This window comes from Citrobacter sedlakii NBRC 105722 (assembly GCF_000759835.1).
GTDB classification, from domain to species: Bacteria; Pseudomonadota; Gammaproteobacteria; order Enterobacterales; family Enterobacteriaceae; genus Citrobacter_A; species Citrobacter_A sedlakii.
The window spans coordinates 478123-496595 of sequence record NZ_BBNB01000002.1 but is presented as its reverse complement, the minus strand read 5'-3'; the positions used below and the strand labels follow the sequence as shown (position 1 = coordinate 496595).

Annotated in this window: 20 protein-coding genes; 8 read left to right on the top strand and 12 right to left on the bottom strand. The window is 52.6% G+C overall.

Annotated elements, in window-relative coordinates; translation table 11 throughout:
• Positions 1-18 precede the first annotated feature (18 nt).
• Together ispA and xseB are read right to left on the bottom strand one after the other, a co-directional pair.
• On the bottom strand, positions 19-918 hold the full coding sequence (ispA, locus tag CSE01S_RS06730; RefSeq protein ID WP_042285951.1) for a (2E,6E)-farnesyl diphosphate synthase: 900 nt from the start codon (positions 916-918) through the stop codon (positions 19-21).
• Positions 919-1161, bottom strand: coding sequence for an exodeoxyribonuclease VII small subunit (xseB, locus tag CSE01S_RS06725; RefSeq protein WP_042285949.1), 243 nt, complete (start codon positions 1159-1161; stop codon positions 919-921).
• A 208-nt stretch (positions 1162-1369) separates the two neighbouring features.
• Here xseB and thiI point away from each other — a divergent pair, with 208 nt between their 5' ends.
• Positions 1370-2818, top strand: a complete 1449-nt coding sequence (gene thiI / locus CSE01S_RS06720) for a tRNA uracil 4-sulfurtransferase ThiI (RefSeq protein WP_042285947.1) — start codon at positions 1370-1372, stop codon at positions 2816-2818.
• 92 nt (positions 2819-2910) lie between these two features.
• Here the strand turns inward: thiI and yajL are convergent, their stop codons facing one another.
• The gene (yajL, locus tag CSE01S_RS06715; protein WP_042285945.1) at positions 2911-3501 is read right to left on the bottom strand and encodes a protein deglycase YajL; all 591 of its coding nucleotides are present in this window, start codon (positions 3499-3501) and stop codon (positions 2911-2913) included.
• Complete coding sequence (gene panE / locus CSE01S_RS06710; protein ID WP_042285943.1) at positions 3464-4375, bottom strand: 2-dehydropantoate 2-reductase; 912 nt, start codon at positions 4373-4375, stop codon at positions 3464-3466. Before panE ends, yajL begins: the two co-directional genes overlap by 38 nt.
• A 124-nt stretch (positions 4376-4499) precedes the next feature.
• On the opposite strand from panE, the gene CSE01S_RS06705 reads away from it, so the two are divergent.
• Positions 4500-4991 (top strand): YajQ family cyclic di-GMP-binding protein, encoded by a 492-nt coding sequence (locus CSE01S_RS06705; protein WP_042285941.1) that lies wholly within the window; start codon positions 4500-4502, stop codon positions 4989-4991.
• A gap of 46 nt (positions 4992-5037) precedes the next feature.
• Here the strand turns inward: CSE01S_RS06705 and CSE01S_RS06700 are convergent, their stop codons facing one another.
• Positions 5038-6402 (bottom strand): MFS transporter, encoded by a 1365-nt coding sequence (locus tag CSE01S_RS06700; RefSeq protein ID WP_042285938.1) that lies wholly within the window; start codon positions 6400-6402, stop codon positions 5038-5040.
• A gap of 185 nt (positions 6403-6587) precedes the next feature.
• Between CSE01S_RS06700 and CSE01S_RS06695 the strand changes: the two genes are divergently transcribed.
• The 3 genes from CSE01S_RS06695 to CSE01S_RS06685 are packed head-to-tail and all read left to right on the top strand — an operon-like array spanning position 6588 to position 7872.
• Positions 6588-7070, top strand: coding sequence for an Hcp family type VI secretion system effector (locus CSE01S_RS06695; protein ID WP_042286210.1), 483 nt, complete (start codon positions 6588-6590; stop codon positions 7068-7070).
• Positions 7071-7081: 11 nt separating this feature from the next.
• A complete protein-coding gene (locus CSE01S_RS06690) occupies positions 7082-7549 on the top strand; it encodes an STM2901 family protein (protein WP_042285936.1) in 468 nt (155 codons plus the stop codon).
• Positions 7549-7872, top strand: coding sequence for a DUF1493 family protein (locus tag CSE01S_RS06685; protein WP_042285933.1), 324 nt, complete (start codon positions 7549-7551; stop codon positions 7870-7872). The genes CSE01S_RS06690 and CSE01S_RS06685 overlap by 1 nt, the downstream gene beginning before the upstream one ends.
• Positions 7873-7966: 94 nt before the next feature.
• Here the strand turns inward: CSE01S_RS06685 and cyoE are convergent, their stop codons facing one another.
• From cyoE to CSE01S_RS06650, 7 genes are all read right to left on the bottom strand, one after another.
• On the bottom strand, positions 7967-8857 hold the full coding sequence (cyoE, locus tag CSE01S_RS06680; protein ID WP_082636756.1) for a heme o synthase: 891 nt from the start codon (positions 8855-8857) through the stop codon (positions 7967-7969).
• 11 nt (positions 8858-8868) lie between these two features.
• On the bottom strand, positions 8869-9198 hold the full coding sequence (locus CSE01S_RS06675; protein WP_012904838.1) for a cytochrome o ubiquinol oxidase subunit IV: 330 nt from the start codon (positions 9196-9198) through the stop codon (positions 8869-8871).
• The gene (locus CSE01S_RS06670) at positions 9198-9812 is read right to left on the bottom strand and encodes a cytochrome o ubiquinol oxidase subunit III (RefSeq protein WP_042285929.1); all 615 of its coding nucleotides are present in this window, start codon (positions 9810-9812) and stop codon (positions 9198-9200) included. The genes CSE01S_RS06675 and CSE01S_RS06670 overlap by 1 nt, the downstream gene beginning before the upstream one ends.
• Complete coding sequence (gene cyoB, locus CSE01S_RS06665) at positions 9802-11793, bottom strand: cytochrome o ubiquinol oxidase subunit I (RefSeq protein WP_042285926.1); 1992 nt, start codon at positions 11791-11793, stop codon at positions 9802-9804. The genes CSE01S_RS06670 and cyoB overlap by 11 nt, the downstream gene beginning before the upstream one ends.
• A 19-nt stretch (positions 11794-11812) precedes the next feature.
• On the bottom strand, positions 11813-12760 hold the full coding sequence (cyoA, locus tag CSE01S_RS06660; protein WP_042285924.1) for a cytochrome o ubiquinol oxidase subunit II: 948 nt from the start codon (positions 12758-12760) through the stop codon (positions 11813-11815).
• Between the two features lie 459 nt (positions 12761-13219).
• Positions 13220-14695 (bottom strand): muropeptide MFS transporter AmpG, encoded by a 1476-nt coding sequence (gene ampG / locus CSE01S_RS06655; RefSeq protein WP_042285921.1) that lies wholly within the window; start codon positions 14693-14695, stop codon positions 13220-13222.
• Between the two features lie 47 nt (positions 14696-14742).
• Positions 14743-15321 (bottom strand): lipoprotein, encoded by a 579-nt coding sequence (locus CSE01S_RS06650; RefSeq protein ID WP_042285918.1) that lies wholly within the window; start codon positions 15319-15321, stop codon positions 14743-14745.
• A gap of 305 nt (positions 15322-15626) precedes the next feature.
• Between CSE01S_RS06650 and bolA the strand changes: the two genes are divergently transcribed.
• The 3 genes from bolA to clpP all read left to right on the top strand — a co-directional run bounded on the left by bolA (position 15627) and on the right by clpP (position 18452).
• Positions 15627-15944: a transcriptional regulator BolA gene (bolA, locus tag CSE01S_RS06645; protein ID WP_042285914.1), complete on the top strand. Its 318-nt coding sequence runs from the start codon at positions 15627-15629 to the stop codon at positions 15942-15944.
• Between the two features lie 340 nt (positions 15945-16284).
• Positions 16285-17583 carry a trigger factor gene (gene tig, locus CSE01S_RS06640; RefSeq protein WP_042285910.1) on the top strand — a complete coding sequence of 433 codons (1299 nt, stop codon included), beginning with the start codon at positions 16285-16287 and terminating at the stop codon, positions 17581-17583.
• A gap of 245 nt (positions 17584-17828) precedes the next feature.
• Positions 17829-18452 carry an ATP-dependent Clp endopeptidase proteolytic subunit ClpP gene (gene clpP, locus CSE01S_RS06635; RefSeq protein WP_003021624.1) on the top strand — a complete coding sequence of 208 codons (624 nt, stop codon included), beginning with the start codon at positions 17829-17831 and terminating at the stop codon, positions 18450-18452.
• Positions 18453-18473: the final 21 nt, after the last annotated feature.

Sequence of the window (18473 nt, the reverse complement as noted above, 5' to 3'; positions counted from 1 at the left end):
GCCCATAGGATTGGTTGTTTATTTATCACGCTGGATTATGTAGTCCGCTAGCGCTTCCAGTGCCGAGGTATCGAGAGACTGAACGGCCAGCTGGTTTAATGACTGACGGGCCTCTTCGATTAAATCCCGGGCTTTATTCCGGGCTTGCTCAAGACCCAGAAGTGCAGGATAGGTACTTTTGCCAAGCTGCTGGTCGGCACCCTGGCGTTTACCCAACGTTGCAGTATCGCCCACCACATCCAGAATGTCATCCTGAACCTGGAAGGCCAGGCCGATACTTTCTGCGTATTTGTCGAGTATCGGCAGGGCGTTTCGCCCTTTTTCGCCCGCGCTTAACGCGCCCAGGCGCACTGCGGCGCGGATCAATGCGCCGGTTTTATGGCGGTGGATTTTCTCCAGCGCGTCCAGCGGCACCTGCTTACCTTCAGCGTCCAGATCGAGCGCCTGACCGCCGCACATCCCCGCAATCCCACTGGCGTTCGCCAGTTCGGAAATCATCGCGATGCGATCGCGGTCGCTCACTTCCGGCATCGGCGCGTCGCTGATGATGGAAAACGCCAGCGTTTGCAGGGCGTCGCCAGCGAGAATGGCGTTCGCTTCGCCAAATTTGACGTGGCAGGTCGGCAGGCCGCGGCGCAAATCGTCGTCATCCATCGCCGGTAAATCGTCGTGAATGAGCGAATAGGCGTGAATGCACTCAACGGCGGCGGCCGGGGCGTCCAGCGTACCCTTGCTGACGCCAAACATCTGGCCGGTGGCGTAAACCAAAAACGGGCGCAGGCGTTTACCCCCTAATAATGCGCCATACAACATGGTTTCGACCACGGGAGTGTTCTGAAAGGGCAGTGGAGCGATAAAACGGTTTAGCGCCTGATTGGCCTGCTCCACGCAAGCCTGTAGCTGCTGGGTAAAATCCATTTACGCGTTATCCGGTGTAAAAGGCGTCGTCTCTGCGTCTTCGTTGTCAGACAGCAGGATCTGCACGCGCTGTTCAGCCTGCTGCAGCTTAACCTGGCCCTGACGCGCCAGCTGCACGCCACGTTCAAATTCGTTCAGCGCCTCGTCAAGCGGAAGATCGCCGCTTTCCAGACGGGTTACAATTTGCTCCAGCTCGTTCAGCGATGTTTCAAAGCTGACGGGCGCCTCGTTTTTCTTCGGCATAATGAATGTCTGACTCTCAGTAATGGCAGCACAAGACTATGGTAACGGACTCGCACTGATAAGCAAATAACGCACAATGGTAAGGGGATGTGCACAGGACGGGCCGGTTGATGGTATACTCCCGCGCCTGGATGCAGCTTCATGTTTGGGCTGCTGTACTATTCTCCAATACAAGCCTTTGATGGCTTGCTTAAGAACCATTGCCGCCATGAAGTTTATCATTAAATTGTTCCCGGAAATCACTATCAAAAGCCAATCTGTGCGTTTGCGCTTTATAAAAATTCTGACCGGGAACATTCGTAACGTTTTAAAGCACTATGATGAGACCCTCGCTGTCGTTCGCCACTGGGATAACATCGAAGTTCGCGCTAAGGATGAAAGCCAGCGCCTGATGATTCGCGATGCGCTGACCCGCATTCCGGGTATCCACCATATCCTTGAAGTGGAAGATGTGCCGTTCACCGACCTGCACGATATCTTCGAGAAAGCGCTGGTGGAGTACCGCGACCGTCTGGAAGGCAAAACCTTCTGCGTACGTGTGAAGCGTCGCGGTAAGCATGCGTTTAGCTCCATCGAAGTGGAACGTTACGTGGGCGGCGGATTAAATCAGCATATTGAATCTGCGCGCGTGAAGCTGACCAACCCGGATGTAACGGTGCATCTTGAAGTTGAAGATGACCGTCTGCTGATCATCAAAGGTCGCTATGAAGGGATTGGCGGTTTCCCGATCGGTACCCAGGAAGACGTGCTGTCGTTGATTTCAGGCGGTTTTGACTCTGGCGTTTCCAGTTACATGTTGATGCGTCGCGGCTGCCGCGTACATTACTGCTTCTTTAATCTTGGCGGCGCGGCGCATGAAATCGGTGTTCGCCAGGTGGCGCATTACCTGTGGAACCGTTACGGCAGTTCGCACCGCGTCCGCTTTGTCGCCATTAACTTTGAGCCGGTGGTCGGTGAGATCCTCGAAAAGGTCGACGATGGCCAGATGGGCGTCGTGCTTAAGCGCATGATGGTGCGCGCAGCGTCGAAAGTGGCGGAGCGGTATGGTGTGCAGGCGCTGGTGACGGGCGAAGCGCTGGGGCAGGTTTCCAGTCAGACGCTGACTAACCTGCGTTTGATTGATAATGTCTCTGATACCCTGATTCTTCGTCCGTTGATCGCATACGACAAAGAGCACATCATCAATATCGCCCGCGAAATTGGTACCGAAGATTTCGCCCGCACGATGCCGGAATACTGCGGCGTGATCTCAAAAAGTCCGACGGTGAAAGCCATCAAGGCGAAAATTGAAGCGGAAGAAGAGAACTTCGATTTCAGCATTCTTGATAACGTGGTGGCGGAAGCCAGCAACGTCGATATCCGCGAGATCGCCCAACAGACCGAGCAGGAGGTGGTTGAAGTGGAGACCGTCAGCGGCTTCGGCCCGAACGACGCGATCCTCGATATCCGCTCCATCGATGAGCAGGACGACAAACCGCTGAAGGTGGAAGGCGTGGATGTGGTTTCCCTGCCGTTCTACAAGCTGAGCACCAAATTCGGCGATCTCGATCAGAGCAAAACCTGGCTGCTGTGGTGCGAGCGTGGCGTGATGAGCCGTCTGCAGGCGCTTTATCTGCGCGAGCAGGGCTTTGAGAACGTGAAGGTTTACCGTCCGTAATTGATTGCCCGGTGGCGCAGTGCTTACCGGGTCGATAATACAGATCACTTATTAGGCCGGGTAAGGCACAACTGCACCCGGCTTTTACCCGCTTACTCGTAATAGTTGTAAATGCCCGCCGCCAGCACCAGTTGTGACGCCACTTCGTGGGCTTTTTCACGTCCAACCAGCAGATCAATAATTTTCAACCCAAAGTCGATGGCGGTCCCCGGCCCCTGGCTGGTTAACAGCTTCACACGTGCGTCCCATACGACGCGCTTGTCCTGCCACTGTTCGGCGGGGATGTTATCTTTCAGTGCCGGAAAGCCGGTCATATTGCCGATGGGGAAAATATCATGTGGAACCAGCACGGTCGCAGCGGCCGCGCAAATAGCGGCGACAATGCGCCCGGAGCGGTGGAACTGTTTGACCGTTTCCACCAGCAGCGGACTGTCGCGAAAGCATTCCGCACCCTTAATGCCGCCGGGTAAAACGATCGCATCATAATCGCCGTCGGCGACTTCAACCAGCGGCGCGTCTGCCAGCAGTTTAACGCCACGGGAACACACAATCGTGAGATTGCCATCGCTGGCGACGCTCGCCGTGGTGACGTCAATACCGCCACGCACTAACAGGTCGATGGTAGTGACCGCTTCGGTCTCTTCACTACCAGGGGCGAGGCAGACCAGTGCCGATGCGCTCATACTCACTCTCCTTTCGTTTCACTAATTCAAACAGGCGGCTATTTTCCGGCACAGTGATGCCGTGCGCCCGGGCGCGTTTCAGCAAATAACCGGTGATGTAATCAATTTCGGTATGCCGCATCGCCCGGATATCCTGCAACATGGAAGATATGTTTTCTGCCGTACTCTCAATGACTTGTTCGACATAATAGCGTAAATCGTCTTCTGACGTATGATGACCTTCACGTTCAATCACCGCCGCGACTTCCCGACAAATCAGCGCGACCTCGTCGGAATGATGGCGAAGCTCGCCGTTTGGGCAGTTCCACAACGCGGTGAGCGGATTGATCACGCAATTTACCGCCAGCTTCCGCCACAGCTCCGCGCGAATCGTGTTGTGCCAGGCGACGTCAGGCAGCGCGCATTGCAATGTATCCGCAAGATAACTGTAGTCGCCATCCTGCTCCCGGGCTGGACCAATATGCGTGGTGCCGCTGGCAACGTGGATGATGACGTTGCCATCGCGACGCGCCGCGTGGGTGGTGGTGCCCATCAGCAGCGGCTGGCGGAGCGATTTCAGCTCCTCAATGGTACCCATACCGTTGTGAATCAACAGAACAGGCGTACTGACGGGTAACATGGCTGCCAGCGCTTTTACGGCGTCGGAAACCTGCCAGGCTTTCAGGGTAACCAGCAGCAGATCGCTGTCGGCAAGAAACTCCGGGTCGTTCGCCGTCAGAGATTCGTTAAAAATCGAACCGTCGGTCTCGATCACATTCACACTGCAATAGGGCTGGGGAATACGCAGCCAACCCTGAACGTCATGTCCCTGTTTGCACAACGCTGTAAGCCAGAGTTGACCCAGGGCGCCGCATCCAAGCACTGTTACTTTCATTGTTCCTCCTCACCTGCAACTGCGCCAGGTGTTATGGCCTAAGTATAGCGCCATCAGCTAAGCTTCTCGTTAAGCCTCGTTGCAGGTATTATGCAACGCAACGAAAATGAAGGGAGAAGAAAAGATGCCATCTTTCGATATTGTTTCCGAGGTTGATCTGCAGGAAGCGCGTAACGGCGTAGATAACGCGGTTCGTGAAGTCGAGTCGCGTTTCGATTTTCGCGGCGTAGAGGCCAGTATTGAGCTGAACGACGCGAATAAAACCATCAAAGTGCTGAGTGAGTCCGACTTCCAGGTGAACCAGTTGCTGGACATTTTGCGTGCCAAACTGCTGAAACGCGGCATTGAAGGGGCTTCGCTGGATGTACCGGAAGAGTTTGTGCACAGCGGCAAAACCTGGTTTGTGGAAGCGAAGCTGAAGCAGGGCATTGAAAGCGCGGTGCAGAAAAAAATCGTTAAGCTGATCAAAGACAGCAAGCTGAAGGTGCAGGCGCAGATTCAGGGTGATGAAATTCGCGTAACCGGTAAATCCCGCGACGATCTTCAGTCCGTTATGGCGCTGGTGCGTGGCGGGGATTTAGGTCAGCCGTTCCAGTTCAAAAACTTCCGCGATTAAGCGTTTATGCCGGATGGGATCGGCGATAACCCCCATCCGGCAACCATCACGCTAGCCTGATTGCCTGCTCAACCTCAAAACGGTTCGTCACTTTACTGTCGATCTTAACATACGCAGAATGCTCATTTTCCGCGATCAGCACCTCACTCACGCCATCTGTTGCCAACAGACGCTGCTTTAATGTGTCATCGGCGGCGATATCGGACGGGATTTCTACCCGCAGGCTACTGACATAAGGCGGTTCTTTCATTGTGCTGGCGACCGCCAGCCAGACAACGGCTAACAGCGCGCCGACGAGGAAAACGGTTTGTCCATCGAACATGCCGTCGACCCAACCGCCCAGCGAGCCGCCAATCGCCACGCCGAGGAACTGGCTGGTGGAATAGACGCCCATCGCTGTGCCTTTATAGCCCGCTGGTGACTCTTTACTGATGAGCGAAGGCAGAAGGGCTTCCATCAGATTAAAGGCAAGGAAGAAAATCTGGACGCCAATAATCAGCTCCCAGAAATGATTTCCCGCGCCCCACAGCACGATCTCCGCAATCACAATCAACGCCACGCAGAGCAGGAATACCCGCTTCATTTTGCGCTTCACTTCGGCGTAAATAATAAAGGGCACCACGGAGGCAAAAGAGATCAGCATCGTGACCAGATAGACTTTCCAGTGCCCGGCGGCAGGCAACCCGGCGTCTGCGAGTTGACCGGGTAAGGCGACAAAAGTCGACATCAGCAGAATGTGCAGACACATAATACCGAAGTTAAGTTTCAACAGCTTAGGTTCAGCCAGCACTTTCCGGAAGCTGCCTTTCACCATACCGGACTCGCGGTTTAGCACATGGGTAGTGCTGTTTGGCACGACCCAGATTGTCAACACAATACCGGTAGTGGCGAGAACAGCGATCATCCAGAACAGGGCGTTCAGCCCCAGCGCGTGGGTGATTATCGGGCCAAGCACCATGGCGATAGCGAAGGTGATGCCAAAGCTGACGCCGATAAACGCCATCGCCTTGGTGCGGTTTTGTTCGCGGGTGAGATCGGACAGCAACGCCATCACGGCGGCGGCGATCGCTCCGGAGCCCTGAAGCGCCCGCCCTAAAATAATCCCCCAGATGGAGTGGGAGAGGGCGGCGATAATGCTGCCTAAAACAAAGATGGCCAACCCGCCGACAATGAGTGGTTTACGGCCAACACGGTCGGAAAGCAGTCCAAACGGAATTTGAAATATCGCCTGCGCGAGGCCGTAAATACCAATTGCGATACCAATCAACGCTTCACTGGCACCCTGTAATGCCATGCCGTATGTGGTCAGAACCGGCAGGACCATAAACATGCCAAGCATGCGCAATGAAAACACGGTCCCTAAACCCCAGGTGGCGCGCAACTCGCCCGGCGTCATTTTATAATCGTTCATTCCCACCTCTGTCTTAATGTCGCGCCTAGTGTAAAGCGGCGAGGTAACAGGGTAAACCACTACGATATGTAGAATTGTGAAGAGACATAAAAGGGTTTGTTACTTGTGTAACTAATTTACTTTTCATAATTGCAAAAGTATTCTTTTTCCCGAATCTCATCATGGAGATGAAGGAGAGAAAGAAAATGGCTATTCCAGGCAATATTTGGATTTATGACGACGGCGGCACGCTCATTAAGGGCGGGTGTGATGTTAAAGGGAGGGAATACAGTATTGAGTTCAAAGGGTTTCACCATAATCTTTCTATACCCACTGATAACGCAACGGGCAAACCCACGGGAACCCGTCAGCACTCCCCAATGATGATCGTTAAGGAGTTTGACTACTCCAGCCCGTATTTATACAAGGCCGTCGCGACAGGGCAGAATTTAAAATCTGCCGAGATACGCTGGTATAAGATTAATGATGCCGGGATGGAGGTGGAGTATTTCAACATGCTGCTTGAAGGTGTGCGCATTGTTTCTGTCTCTCCCACGATGGCGGCGCCTGAAGACCAGAACAACAATCACCTTGAGACAATAGAGTTGCGCTACGAGAAAATCACCTGGAAGCACTGTGATGGAAATATTATCTACAGTGATGCCTGGAACGATCGGCAAACGATCTGACGGAGGCGAGAATGGATACAACGGAAGAAGCGAATGGAACTTACTGGTATCACGGGCACGCTAATGTTACACCTGGTGAACTGTTTGATTTAATATTTGTTGAACAATTAGCTAATGCGTTAGGCATATCTACTGAAGCAACGGCACTGGTACTGCTAGGGCAACCGTTCATTCCTGTAAAAGGAAAACTTTCGGCGGCCACGAATACCCCCGGCACTAGCGTTGCTTCTGTGCTATGCCGTAAGTTGCTACGTGGTGCTCGTTTCCCATTTGAGTTAAGACTTAAGGCTCCAATGGGTAAATTTTCAAAGTTGAAAATGGTTCCCACAAATCAAATCGCGACCTTCATTGGCCGGTGGATTCCTTTTGTCGGTCATGCGCAACTTCTGGTGATGTTGTTTGTTGTGACAAGAAATACCCGTAGTCAATACAACCTCATAGCGAGACCTAAAGATCGTATACAGTGGACATCCTTCTAATGAGAAACTTCGAGGCAGAAGTTATTGAATACATTATGGAGAAGTATCCTATCAGGGAGCATTGGTTTAGGCCTGGTCTGAAGCAAGTGACGAAAGAATGGAATTTAACGGATGATTTTGAGTTTTTACCAGAGGATGCCTATGATTTTTTAGCTGATTTATTTGAACATTTTGGTATCGAGTGTTCAAACTTTGATGGAAGTAATTATATTGTCACAGAATATCCCTTCTGGAAAAAGGAGCCTCCAGAGAGAGAGCTGAAACCACTTACCGTAGAGATGATTATTGAGTCAGCAAAAGTGGGAAAATGGCTTTATGATTGACCTTTGATAAGTGAAGCGCCATCAGGAATACAAGCCGACCACTAAAAAAGGGTGCCGAAGCACCCTTTTCAACGTGAGTTAGCGCAAGGCTGTCTTACCAGACGTAAGTCAGCAGGCTGTGCGAATCCGGCACCATAAAGTCGACGGACATCATTACGCTAAGCGCAGTAATGGCGATGATCGAAAAGCCGAACAGCTTGCGCGCCCAGACGCGATCGTCTTCCACTTTATAGCCGCGCAGCGCCATTCCTAACCACCAGACGCTCACCGCCGCCGCGACCACCAGGTATTTATACCCGGCGTAACCGCCCAGCGAGAGCATCAGCGTAGCGATCGCAAAGGCGATGATGTACAGCGTAATGTGGTTTTTCGCCACCGAAATACCTTTCACCACCGGCAGAACCGGGATGTTTGCCGCCTGATAATCCTTAAAGCGGAAAATGGCGATGGCATACGAGTGCGGCATCTGCCACAGGCTAAAAATCGCCAGCAGAATCAGCGCGCCGCTGTCGAAGTCGCCGGTCACGGCGCAGTAGCCAATCACCGGCGGCGCAGCGCCGGAGAGAGAACCAATCAGCGTACCGTAAACTGAATGGCGCTTCATATACAGGCTGTAGACGCCTACATAGACCACAAAGCCCATCACGCCCAGCCAGCAGGCCAGAGGATTCGCGCCAAACCACAGCAGCATGAAGCCAGCAATACCCAGCAGGGTGGCGTACACCAGCGAGACAGCAGGAGAAATCAGGCCCTTAACCAGCACCCGGTTTTTGGTCCTTTCCATCTTCCTGTCGATATCCCTGTCGATGTAGTTGTTAAATACACAACCCGACGCCACAACCAGTGACACCCCAACCAACGTGTAGATAAACAGGGGATAATCAATGCTGCCCTTGGAGGCCAGCAAGAACCCCCCGATCACCGAGATCAGGTTGCCAAAGATGATGCCTGGTTTCGTTACTTGCAGGTATTGCTTAAACATCATAACCGCCGCTCTTAGTGCATCATCATGTTGTAGTTGAGGTTCCACATGATCCAGATGGAACCGACAACCAGGATGGCGATGATCAGCACGGTAAAGACAAAAGCCGTCATGTTCCAGCCTTCATCAGACTTCGTGTTCATGTGCAGGAAGCACACCAGATGCACTAAAATCTGCACCACTGCCATTGCCAGGATTGTCCCCAGAATAACGCCTGGAGAAGCCGCCCCCGTCATCACCATCCAGAACGGGATCACCGTCAGGATGATCGACAGGATAAAGCCTGTCATGTAGGTCTTTACGCTGCCATGGGACGCGCCGCCGTGATCGTTAGAATGACTCATTACATCGCCCCCATCAGATAAACAACAGTGAACACGCAAATCCACACCACATCCAGGAAGTGCCAGAACAGGCTCAGGCACATAATGCGGGTACGGTTAGTGCTGGTCAGGCCGCGACGGGCGATTTGCACCATCAGTACCGCCATCCAGATCAGTCCAGAGGTTACGTGCAGGCCGTGGGTACCGACCAGCGCGAAGAACGCCGACAGGAAACCGCTGCGATCCGGACCCATACCGTTAACAATCAGGTGATGGAATTCATAGATTTCCATCCCGATGAACCCGGCGCCAAACAAGAAGGTCAACGCCAGCCAGGAAACCACCTGGCTCTTGTTGTTCTTGTGCATGGCGATCGCCGCCATGCCGTAGGTGATGGAGCTGAATAACAGCAGGAAAGTTTCAACCAGAACGAACGGCAGTTCGAAAATGTCCTTACCCGTCGGGCCACCCGCGGTGCCGTTCACCAGAACGGCATAGGTTGCGAACAGAATCGAGAACAGAATGCAGTCGCTCATCAGGTAGATCCAGAATCCGAAGATTTTGTTCTGACCTGCGTCGTGGTGCCCGTGATCGTGCGCGTGGGCAGTCGCGTGCGTTAAAGTATCAGTTGCCATTTTTCAGCCCTGCCTTAGAAATCTCATCGAAATGCTGGTTTTCCAGTTTTTCGACTTCACGGACTGGTACGTAGTAATCCACGTCCTCGTCAAAGCTCTTCACAATCCAGCTGATGATCATGCCTGCGAAGCTTGCGATTGCCAGCCACCAGATATGCCAGATCATGGCGAAACCGAAGAGGGTTGCGAAGGCGGCAATCACAATGCCCGCGCCGCTGTTTTTCGGCATATGAATTTCTTCATACTGCGCAGGCTGTTTGTACGCTTCGCCTTTTTCTTTCATTTCCCAGAAGGCGTCACGCTCGTGAACGTGCGGCACAACGGCAAAGTTATAGAACGGAGGCGGAGAAGAGGTTGCCCACTCCAGCGTACGGCCACCCCACGGGTCACCGGTCAGGTCACGGTTCTGCTCGCGGTCGCGGATAGAAACGTAAATCTGAATAACGAGGCACAGAATACCAATCGCAATCAGCGCCGCACCGACAGCCGCAACCATCAGCATCGGGTGGAACTGCGGATCGATCTGCTGGCTGAGACGACGGGTCATCCCCATGAAGCCCAGCACGTACAGCGGCATGAACGCCACGAAGAAACCGATGATCCAGAACCAGAACGCGCGTTTACCCCAGGTTTCGTTCAGCTTGAAGCCAAACGCTTTCGGCCACCAGTAGGTCATACCAGCGAAGCACCCGAAGACCACGCCGCCGATGATGACGTTATGGAAGTGCGCAATCAGGAACAGACTGTTATGCAGAACGAAGTCCGCGCCCGGTACCGCCAGCAGAACACCGGTCATACCGCCGACCGAGAAGGTCACGATAAAGCCAATCGTCCATAGCATCGCTGAATGGAAGACGATACGGCCCTGATACATGGTGAACAGCCAGTTGAAGATCTTCACCCCGGTCGGGATGGCGATAATCATGGTGGTAATACCGAAGAAGGCGTTGACGTTCGCGCCTGCACCCATAGTAAAGAAGTGGTGCAGCCAAACGATGAACGACAGAACGGTAATACACACTGTCGCCCACACCAGCGAGGTGTAACCAAACAGACGCTTGCGGGAGAATGTCGCGGCGATCTCGGAGAACACCCCAAACACCGGCAGGATCAAAATGTACACTTCCGGATGGCCCCAGGCCCAAATCAGGTTGATGTACATCATCATATTGCCGCCCATATCATTGGTGAAGAAATGGGTGCCCAGATAGCGATCCAGGGTCAGCAGCGCGATGGTCACTGTCAGAATAGGGAACGAGGCGATAATCAGCACGTTGGCGCACAGCGAAGCCCAGGTAAATACCGGCATCTTGAACATCGTCATGCCCGGCGCACGCATCTTCAGAATGGTCACGAAGAAGTTGATGCCGGTTAACGTTGTCCCAATACCGGAGAGCTGCAGCGCCCATATCCAGTAATCGACCCCGACGCTTGGACTGTACTCTATTCCCGAAAGCGGCGGATAGGCCAGCCAACCGGTCTGTGCGAATTCACCAACGCCCAGAGAAAGGTTAACCAGGATCACGCCAACAACGGTGAACCAGAAGCTCAGGTTGTTGAGGAACGGGAACGCAACGTCACGCGCGCCGATCTGCAGGGGAACCACCAGGTTCATCAGACCGATAACGAATGGCATGGCCACGAAGAAGATCATGATCACGCCGTGAGCCGTAAAGATCTGGTCGTAGTGGTGCGGCGGCAGGAAACCCGCTTCGCCCGCCGAGGCCAGCGCCTGTTGGCTACGCATCATGATGGCGTCGGCAAAGCCACGCAGTAACATTACGATAGCGACGATGACATACATGATGCCAAGACGTTTGTGGTCAACTGACGTTAGCCACTCTTTCCACAGGTAGGTCCACTTACCGAAGTAAGTGATTAAGCCCAGTAAGGCCAGACCACCGATGATAATGCCAGCAATCGTGACCATGATAATGGGTTCATGGTACGGGACTGCATCCAGTGATAATTTTCCGAACATCGTTTTCTTCCTCGGCCCCTTAGTGAGCGGCTTCCGCGTGGCTCATGTCCATGCCTTCCATCCCTTCGTGCGAGCTGTGCTCACCTTCCGGTTGGGTCATGTCCATGCTCTTGCCGTGAGCCATAAATTTGTTAATGACGTCTTTAAACAAATCCGGTTTCACGTTGGAGAAATATTCCACCTGGTTGTATTCGCTTGGCGCAGCCACTTTCTCGAACGCAGCCATGTCGCTCATGGTGTTTGGAGATTGTTTCGCTTTAGCAACCCATTGGTCGAATGCGGCGCGGTCTGGTGTGGCGATAGCTTTAAACTTCATACCGGAGAAGCCTGGACCGCTATAGCTGGCGGAGATACCGTCATAGGTACCGGCTTCGTTGGCGATCAGGTGCAGACGAGTCTGCATACCGGCCATGGCATAAATCTGGCTACCCAGACGCGGAATAAAGAAGGAGTTCATCACGGAGTTGGAGGTCACTTTGAAGTAAACCGGAGTGTTCGCCGGGAAGGCGATTTCATTCACGGTAGCAATGCCCTGTTCCGGGTAGATGAAGAACCATTTCCAGTCCATGGAAACCACTTCGATGGTAATAGGCTTCTCGTCATGCACCAGCGGTTTGCTTGGCTCAAGAGAGTGAGTGGTTTTCCAGGTAAGTACCGCAAGGAAAATGATGATCAGAATCGGCACCGTCCAGACCACAGCTTCCACTTTATTGGAGTGTGACCAGTTCGGGCTGTACTTCGCATCTTTATTGCTCGCACGATACTTCCAGGCGAAACCAATTGCCATCAAGATTGCAGGGATAACGACAATCAACATCAGGCCAAAGGCCGTCAGTATCAGTGAACGTTGCTCCAGTCCAATCTGTCCTTTGGGATCTAACAGCGCAGAATTACAGCCACTGAGTAATGCAGTGCCTGCAATTAATGACAACCATCCCAAACTTTTATTGTATTTCCTGAGTCTCATTTAACGACCTCAATTCCACGGGACCTGGTGGCGTTTAAAGTGTGTGGGCATTTTACGGGAAGGTTACATTACTGTAAACATCATTGGATCTGTGTTACCGGGTTCTGCCGCACGTGTCACATATGTTGCAAGATATGTCAGTATAGCATTAAGAACCTGTTGCAACATCGCGTTATAACGAAAGGGGACTAAGAGGAAGGGGCGGGAGGGCAATTGGTATAACCAATGCAAAAATAAAACAATTGGTTAACAATTAATTATCAAAAAAGAGACAAACAAAATACAAAAAATAAATGCGCTCTGGCTGAATCGAGTAAGGAAAATAAAATACATTAAAGGCGTCAATAATTTCCAGTTTCTATTGCGCACAAAACAACAAATATTATTTTTCTCAAGTGTTGATTATTTAACCGTTATAATCGCGCAGGGTGATTACAACGGCTAAATAATGTCTGCCACTTACACCAGACGGGTTTTGCGCAGCGCCAGATAATCCAGCACGCCGCCCACGACAACGCCAATGATTGCCACGATCACCGCCACTTCCAGTAGCCCGGCGAGGAAGGTGAAGTTGGACAAGTTCAGCGCATTCATCGTCAGCAGTAACAGCCAGACGCCCAACATCGCGCAGCCCGCCATCAGTATTTTCAGCGCCAGACGGTAAGCAGAACGGAATTCCGTACGCGGCAGGAAGCTTTCGCTCTCTCGCGTGTACTCCAGCGTTTGTTTGCATATCAGCAGCAGAAGCAGACCGGGTAGCGCAGCGACAACGGAGAAGAGATAAAAAGTCGACCAGCCGTGCGCTTCAACAAACCAACCTGCAACCGGGCCGACATACACGCGACCCACAGCAGAAAGCGCGGAAAGAAGCGCAAATTGGGTGGCGGAAAAGGACTTATTACACAGCGTCATCAACAAGGCGACAAACGCGGATGTCCCCATCCCCCCGCACAGGTTTTCGAAGAATACTGCCGTTGCCATGCTGAACATGTGCTTATCAGTGACCGACAGCAGCCAGTATCCCGCGTTAGAAACCCCTTGCAGGATGCCGAAGATCAGCAACGCGCGGAACAGGGTCAGTCGCTGCATTAATATGCCGCCGTACAGCGCGCCGACGATGGTCGCCAGTAACCCCAGCGTTTTGTTCACCACGCCCACTTCACCGGCGTCAAATCCGACGCCGCGAATCAAAAAGGTCGTCGTCAGGCTCATGGCAAACGCGTCGCCGAGTTTATAAAGGATGATGAGCAGCAAAATCAGCCAGGCGTTGTTACGGCCAAAAAAGTCGCGCAGTGGGGCGGCGACGGCCTGTTCAAGGGTTTTGGGCACCGGAATGGCGTCGGTTGGCTCCGGCGCCAGCAGCGTTGAGATAATGCAGGGAATAAGCAGCGCCGCCATCAGCCAGTACATACCCTGCCAGCCAAGCCAGCGGTCGGCCATCCACAGCGCAAGTCCGCCCGAAACTAACATCCCCAACCGATACCCCAACACGCTGATCGCCGCACCCGCGCCGCGTTCTTCCGCGGCTAAGACGTCTGTTTTCCACGCGTCGAAAACAATGTCCTGCGAGGCGGAACAGAAGGCGATGACGACCGCGAGGGCCGCCATCCAGCGCAACTGGTTGCCAGGCTCAAGGAAACCCATCGCCGCGATGGAGATCAAAAGCAGGATCTGGGTGGTCAGCAGCCAACCGCGACGGCGGCCCAAAAAAGGCGGCGTGTAGCGGTCCATGACCGGCGACCAGAGAAATTTAAAGACGTAAGCCTGACCGACAAGCGAGAAAAAACCGATGGTTTTAAGATCGATATTCTCGACAGTCATCCACGCCTGAAGCGTGCCGGACGTCAGCGCGAGCGGTAAGCCGGAGGCGAACCCTAGCATCAGCAAAATCGCTGATTTTGGTTGCTGAAAAATACGTAAGTAGTGACTGGACATGGGCTCAGAAAACTGACCCGGCGTGAGGCCGGGTCAGGATGCAGATATTAACGTGCGTTTTGCTTGATGAAGTCGTGGACGCTGGTGTCCTGAGACATATCCGCGATGGTGTCGGTCAGCACGCTGTTAACCGCGTTAGCGATATTTTTGTTGGTCGCCGTGAAGGCGCCTTCAACGGAGTAGCTGGCACGATAGTTTTTCGTCATCTTGTTGCCGTTTGCCGCGGTGGCGATGATGGCGATATCGGCTTTGGTGGCGATGTTATAGCGGACGTTGCCCTGGGAGACGTCGGCATACAGCTGATTAACAATGATTTGCAGGTTAACCGCACCGTTCGGACCCACCATATATCCGCGCGCGGTCATCTGTTTTTCCAGCACTTCTTGTAACAGGAAGCGCAGATCGCGGGAGGCGGTCAGGGTGACGAGCTGGTTGTCGCGGGTGACTTTCGCCAGCGCCTGATCCGTACGCTGGTCGGCGCCGTTAATACTGACGGTCACACCCATCAGGCTTGGATCCTGCTGAGGCAGAGTCATTTTCGGGGACACGTCGATGGTGGTCGGCGGCGTCGCGCAGCCTGCCAGCATAAAGATAGCGACTAACGGAAAGAGGATTTTTTTTAACATGTTCGGACTCTCAGTAAATCTTCAGCAGAGAAAGTGAAAAATTCCCGCCATCATAACACCGCTAACGGCGAGGGGAAGTGGGTAACGCATGTAAATTCATCGCGTTGACCGTTTTATGACTGCATGGAGAACAAACTTCGGCTTTTTGCAATCTTCGGAATGTATAAATCAGTAAACTTCACGAGTTTGACGCTGAAAATCAGACGAAGGCTAAATATTTGTTGTAATGGTGTAATGGAACCGGTAAAAGCGGCTAATATTTAAAGGGATGGGTGACATCTCAGCGTGGTTTGAGGAGATCTTTCATGATGATACGTGAGCAAATAGAAGAAAAATTAAGGGCAGCGTTCCAACCCGTGTTCCTCGAAGTTGTGGATGAGAGTTATCGTCACAATGTCCCGGCAGGTTCCGAAAGCCACTTTAAAGTGGTTCTGGTTAGCGATCGCTTCGCAGGCGAACGGTTTTTAAATCGTCATCGGATGATCTACGGCACATTAACGGCTGAACTGTCCACGACGGTCCACGCGCTGGCGCTGCACACCTACACCATTAAGGAATGGGAAGGGTTGCAGGATACGATTTTTGCGTCACCGCCATGCCGTGGAGCAGGAAGCATCGCCTGAAAACCTATTTGCAACCGCTGGCGCTTTTCCAGTATGTTGCTAATGATTGTGTGAAAACGGCCTGCGGGCCGTTTTATTTTGTCTGAATTTTGTTCTGGTTTGACGGTTTTCAGACCAAAATTAGCCGGGAATTGTGAAAAAAGCCGCAGCAACGCGCAATCACCGTTCTCGACTCATAAAAGTGATGCCGCTATAATGCCGCGTCTATTTGAATGTCTTCGGGATGATTCTGACGACAGGGAATGTGATTGATTATGAGAACATCCCGGTTCCGCGAAGCCAATAATCTGTGCTTGCGGAGTAGAGTTGACCGAGCACTGTGATTTTTTGAGGTAACAAGATGCAAGTTTCAGTTGAAACCACTCAAGGCCTTGGCCGCCGTGTAACGATTACTATCGCTGCTGACAGCATCGAGACCGCTGTGAAAAGCGAGCTGGTCAACGTAGCGAAGAAAGTACGTATTGACGGCTTCCGTAAAGGCAAAGTACCTATGAATGTTGTTGCTCAGCGTTATGGCGCGTCTGTTCGCCAGGATGTTCTGGGCGACCTGATGAGCCGCAACTTCGTTGATGCGATCATCAAAGAAAAAATCAATCCGGCTGGCGCGCCGAACTACGTTCCGGGCGAATACAAGCTGGGTGAAGACTTTACCTATTCTGTAGAATTTGAAGTCTATCCGGAAGTTGAACTGACGGGTCTGGACGCTATCGAAGTTGAAAAACCGGTGGTTGAAGTGACCGACGCTGACGTTGACGTCATGCTGGACACCCTGCGCAAGCAGCAGGCGACCTGGAAAGACAAAGACGGCGCTGCTGATGCAGAAGATCGCGTGACCATCGACTTCACCGGTTCTGTAGACGGCGAAGAATTCGAAGGCGGAAAAGCGTCTGACTTCGTCCTGGCAATGGGCCAGGGACGTATGATCCCGGGCTTTGAAGACGGTATCAAAGGTCACAAAGCCGGTGAAGAATTCACCATTGACGTCACCTTCCCGGAAGAATACCACGCTGAAAACCTGAAAGGTAAAGCCGCGAAGTTCGCGATCAACCTGAAGAAAGTGGAAGAGCGCGAGCTGCCGGAACTGACTGAAGAATTCATCAAGCGTTTCGGCGTTGAAGATGGTTCCGTTGCTGGTCTGCGTACCGAAGTGCGCAAGAACATGGAGCGCGAACTGAAAGGCGCTGTACGTAACCGTGTTAAATCTCAGGCCATCGAAGGTCTGGTGAAAGCGAACGACATTGACGTTCCTTCCGCTCTGATCGACAGCGAAATCGACGTACTGCGTCGCCAGGCTGCTCAGCGTTTCGGCGGCAACGAGAAACAAGCGCTGGAACTGCCGCGCGAACTGTTCGAAGAACAGGCTAAACGCCGCGTCGTTGTTGGCCTGCTGCTGGGCGAAGTGATTCGCACTAACGAGCTGAAAGCTGACGAAGAGCGCGTAAAAGGCCTGATCGAAGAGATGGCTTCTGCGTACGAAGATCCGAAAGAAGTGATCGAGTTCTACAGCAAAAACAAAGAGCTGATGGACAACATGCGTAACGTTGCGCTGGAAGAGCAGGCTGTTGAAGCCGTTCTGGCGAAAGCGAAAGTGACTGAAAAAGCCACAACGTTCAACGAGCTGATGAACCAGCAGGCGTAATTTCGCGCTATCGCGTGACATTCGCACAAGGACCCGTCACCCCTCTGGTGGCGGGTCTTTTTTTTGCCGGACCTTTTGCAGCGAGAGGGCGAAAAAGCGTTTTTCGGTGTTAGCGTTAAAGCAAAAGATTGTTATGCTTGAATTATAGCGATGCCGTACCCATAACAGAGGGACTAGCTGATAATCCGTCCATAAGGTTACAATCGGTACAGCAGGTTTTTTCAAATTTTATCCAGGAGACGGAAATGTCATACAGCGGCGAACGAGATAACTTTGCACCCCATATGGCGCTGGTGCCGATGGTCATTGAACAGACCTCACGCGGTGAGCGCTCATTTGATATCTATTCTCGTCTACTTAAGGAACGCGTCATTTTTCTGACCGGCCAGGTCGAAGACCATATGGCTAACCTGATTGTGGCGCAGATGCTGTTCCTGGAAGCGGAAAACCCGGAAAAAGATATCTACCTGTATATTAACTCCCCAGGCGGCGTGATTACCGCAGGGATGTCTATTTACGACACTATGCAGTTTATCAAGCCGGACGTCAGCACCATTTGTATGGGGCAGGCGGCATCTATGGGCGCGTTCCTGCTGACCGCAGGGGCGAAAGGTAAACGCTTCTGTCTGCCGAATTCTCGCGTCATGATCCACCAGCCGCTGGGCGGCTATCAGGGCCAGGCGACGGACATCGAAATTCATGCTCGTGAAATTTTAAAAGTGAAAGGGCGCATGAATGAACTTATGGCGCACCATACGGGTCAATCTCTTGAGCAGATTGAACGCGATACAGAGCGTGACCGCTTCCTCTCTGCTTCCGAAGCGGTAGAGTACGGCTTAGTCGACTCGATTTTGACCCATCGTAATTGATGCCCCGGGCGCAAGCGTGCC

What these genes read in the sequence shown, in the direction of transcription:
- ispA (WP_042285951.1), bottom strand. Translation starts at nt 918, where the DNA reads ATGGATTTTACCCAGCAGCTACAGGCTTGCGTGGAGCAGGCCAATCAG.
- xseB (WP_042285949.1), bottom strand. Translation starts at nt 1,161, where the DNA reads ATGCCGAAGAAAAACGAGGCGCCCGTCAGCTTTGAAACATCGCTGAAC.
- thiI (WP_042285947.1), top strand. Translation starts at nt 1,370, where the DNA reads ATGAAGTTTATCATTAAATTGTTCCCGGAAATCACTATCAAAAGCCAA.
- yajL (WP_042285945.1), bottom strand. Translation starts at nt 3,501, where the DNA reads ATGAGCGCATCGGCACTGGTCTGCCTCGCCCCTGGTAGTGAAGAGACC.
- panE (WP_042285943.1), bottom strand. Translation starts at nt 4,375, where the DNA reads ATGAAAGTAACAGTGCTTGGATGCGGCGCCCTGGGTCAACTCTGGCTT.
- CSE01S_RS06705 (WP_042285941.1), top strand. Translation starts at nt 4,500, where the DNA reads ATGCCATCTTTCGATATTGTTTCCGAGGTTGATCTGCAGGAAGCGCGT.
- CSE01S_RS06700 (WP_042285938.1), bottom strand. Translation starts at nt 6,402, where the DNA reads ATGAACGATTATAAAATGACGCCGGGCGAGTTGCGCGCCACCTGGGGT.
- CSE01S_RS06695 (WP_042286210.1), top strand. Translation starts at nt 6,588, where the DNA reads ATGGCTATTCCAGGCAATATTTGGATTTATGACGACGGCGGCACGCTC.
- CSE01S_RS06690 (WP_042285936.1), top strand. Translation starts at nt 7,082, where the DNA reads ATGGATACAACGGAAGAAGCGAATGGAACTTACTGGTATCACGGGCAC.
- CSE01S_RS06685 (WP_042285933.1), top strand. Translation starts at nt 7,549, where the DNA reads ATGAGAAACTTCGAGGCAGAAGTTATTGAATACATTATGGAGAAGTAT.
- cyoE (WP_082636756.1), bottom strand. Translation starts at nt 8,857, where the DNA reads ATGATGTTTAAGCAATACCTGCAAGTAACGAAACCAGGCATCATCTTT.
- CSE01S_RS06675 (WP_012904838.1), bottom strand. Translation starts at nt 9,198, where the DNA reads ATGAGTCATTCTAACGATCACGGCGGCGCGTCCCATGGCAGCGTAAAG.
- CSE01S_RS06670 (WP_042285929.1), bottom strand. Translation starts at nt 9,812, where the DNA reads ATGGCAACTGATACTTTAACGCACGCGACTGCCCACGCGCACGATCAC.
- cyoB (WP_042285926.1), bottom strand. Translation starts at nt 11,793, where the DNA reads ATGTTCGGAAAATTATCACTGGATGCAGTCCCGTACCATGAACCCATT.
- cyoA (WP_042285924.1), bottom strand. Translation starts at nt 12,760, where the DNA reads ATGAGACTCAGGAAATACAATAAAAGTTTGGGATGGTTGTCATTAATT.
- ampG (WP_042285921.1), bottom strand. Translation starts at nt 14,695, where the DNA reads ATGTCCAGTCACTACTTACGTATTTTTCAGCAACCAAAATCAGCGATT.
- CSE01S_RS06650 (WP_042285918.1), bottom strand. Translation starts at nt 15,321, where the DNA reads ATGTTAAAAAAAATCCTCTTTCCGTTAGTCGCTATCTTTATGCTGGCA.
- bolA (WP_042285914.1), top strand. Translation starts at nt 15,627, where the DNA reads ATGATGATACGTGAGCAAATAGAAGAAAAATTAAGGGCAGCGTTCCAA.
- tig (WP_042285910.1), top strand. Translation starts at nt 16,285, where the DNA reads ATGCAAGTTTCAGTTGAAACCACTCAAGGCCTTGGCCGCCGTGTAACG.
- clpP (WP_003021624.1), top strand. Translation starts at nt 17,829, where the DNA reads ATGTCATACAGCGGCGAACGAGATAACTTTGCACCCCATATGGCGCTG.